The organism is Acinetobacter sp. TUM15064 (assembly GCF_008980265.1).
Taxonomy (GTDB): domain Bacteria; phylum Pseudomonadota; class Gammaproteobacteria; order Pseudomonadales; family Moraxellaceae; genus Acinetobacter.
Window position 1 is genome coordinate 1 of sequence record NZ_BKFU01000131.1, and the last position, 2,163, is coordinate 2,163.

At 32.0% G+C, this 2,163-nt stretch carries 2 protein-coding genes; both read left to right on the forward strand.

Annotated features, from left to right (window positions below; genetic code table 11):
- Positions 1-15 precede the first annotated feature (15 nt).
- Positions 16-567 (forward strand): serine O-acetyltransferase, encoded by a 552-nt coding sequence (locus GBI16_RS17945; RefSeq protein WP_086207914.1) that lies wholly within the window; start codon positions 16-18, stop codon positions 565-567.
- A gap of 786 nt (positions 568-1,353) precedes the next feature.
- Positions 1,354-2,163, forward strand: an 810-nt coding sequence (locus GBI16_RS17955) for a cache domain-containing protein (protein WP_171494591.1), incomplete at its 3' end; no start/stop codon positions are given.

A 2,163-nucleotide genomic window follows, 5' to 3' on the forward strand; every position in this document is an offset into this window, starting at 1 on the left:
GAAGAGTGTATCTCCATGTTAGTTCAATTAATTTTAAGTGACTTATATCGCTATTGTGGCAATACTAAAATGAGCTCATTTGTTAAAAATTATTTGTTCAATCGGGGCTTTAACTTTAGTTTTTGGTTGCGTCTTGCAAGCTCAAAATCTTGGGTCGCTAAACTGGCCTATCCTGTGTTTTATTATAAGAAAAAGAAATATGGTATAGACATTCACTGTACTACACAAATTGGTTATGGCTTATATATTGGGCATGGTGGGCCTTTGGTTGTCAATCCAACTACAGTGATTGGAAATAATGTCAACTTATCGCAATTTACAACAATTGGTGCTAATGGTGGTCGCCAAGCAGCAATCATTGGTGACAATGTTTATATTGGTCCAAATGTCTGTATCATTGATGCAGTTAAAATTGGTCATAATGCAACCATTGGTGCGGGGAGCGTAGTCACAAAAGATATCCCGGAAAATGCAACAGCCGTAGGGAATTATGCAAAAGTAATAAACTATAACCATCCAGGCCAGTCAGTGAATAGACGCTGGCCAAAAATCAATAAAAGCGACTAGTTCTTCAACATATTTTTAAGTGCATTCTTGCTCAATCAATCATATTTCAAACACTTCATGTGCAATAAAACTGAGCTTATTCAAAGTCAGGACAAGAGCGATATCATTATGAAAAGCCTACTTAGCTAAATGAAAAACATTAAAAGTTCTAAAGTTATGACGTAAAAATCAGTTAGCACACAAATAAGTTCATATTTCAATCTTATAACTATTCAATCACAAAACAATCAAGAAAAATGACAAATATTAATCAAAAAAATATATTATTAAATTTATAACTATCAATCTTTAAAAGGGTTTGAAACTTTATCTTTAAAACTTAACCAAATTAAAAATGCCATAATAAATAACAAAATTCCGATTACAACGAAAAACATCTCCCCCATAGCAAAGCCTGTAATCACTGCACCTATCCCTATCAGCAACAGTAAAATGATGAATGCGATCCCGATGACATACATATATGTTCTCCAAAGGTAAAATATTATGGACTTCGATTATTACGTTTTCAGCATGTCAATTTAATGTTATTTACATTAAATTTTATTATAATTTGTGATTAGTTTTGCTCCATTATGTTCAATCAGTATGATCATAATAGTAATTTGTGTAAATTTACTAGAACTATTACATATATATTATCAGTAAATTGATCTATATCTCAAAAATGAACACCAAAACAATCAAATACTTTTTTTAAAGATTTTTCTCATAAATCTGTTTAAAATTGGATGCCTACGCGCTACAAGCAAATGTACAACATCGCTGTTTATTTCGAGGTAATGAGTGATCAAAAAGTCTGTCTTTCATAGTTTAGATTTACAAAAACTTATTTTGATCTTAATTATTAGCAGCGTATCAAGCTTGTTTTTAATTTCAATTTTTGTGCTGAATTATGTCATCAAAGAGCAACTCACAGAGAATTCTTTAGCTGCAAATCAACGCTATGCTGCCAAAATTGCATTTAGCACAGATAAATATTTTGAAAGCATGTTAAGTGAACTCAAATTTAGCGCTCACATCTTAGGTCAAAACTTTTCCAATCAAGATGTTTTAAAAGCAGAAGTTTCAAGGCTCAAGAATCAATCCCACAAATTTAACTCGATCACCATTGTCGATAAAAATGCATACATTCGGGAATATGCACCACATAACTTTCGTATAGACCACAAAAAACAATATAAAACTGCTGGAATCATTGAAGCCTTAAAACTAAAACAAACTTATATATCTTCTCCCTACAAAGGACTTTCTAATAACCTTATTGTTCTCATTGCTCAACCTATTTTTAATCATAAAAATGAATTTTTAGGTATTGTGACGGGTTCAATTTATTTAAATCAAGAGAACTTGGTGAGTGAACTCCTTGCCACATCGTATTCTCACAAGAAAAGCTACACCTATGTTATTGATAATAAAAATAAGATTATTTTCCACCCTGATCAAAGCCGGATTGGAGATTCATTAAAAAATAATACGGGGTTGAAATATATTACTTCTCGCTCCTCAGGCAACATTGCTTTAGTCAATAGTAAAGGAATCGAGAACTTAGCTGGTTTTGCAGCGATACCAAGCGTGAATTGGATTATTGTGTCG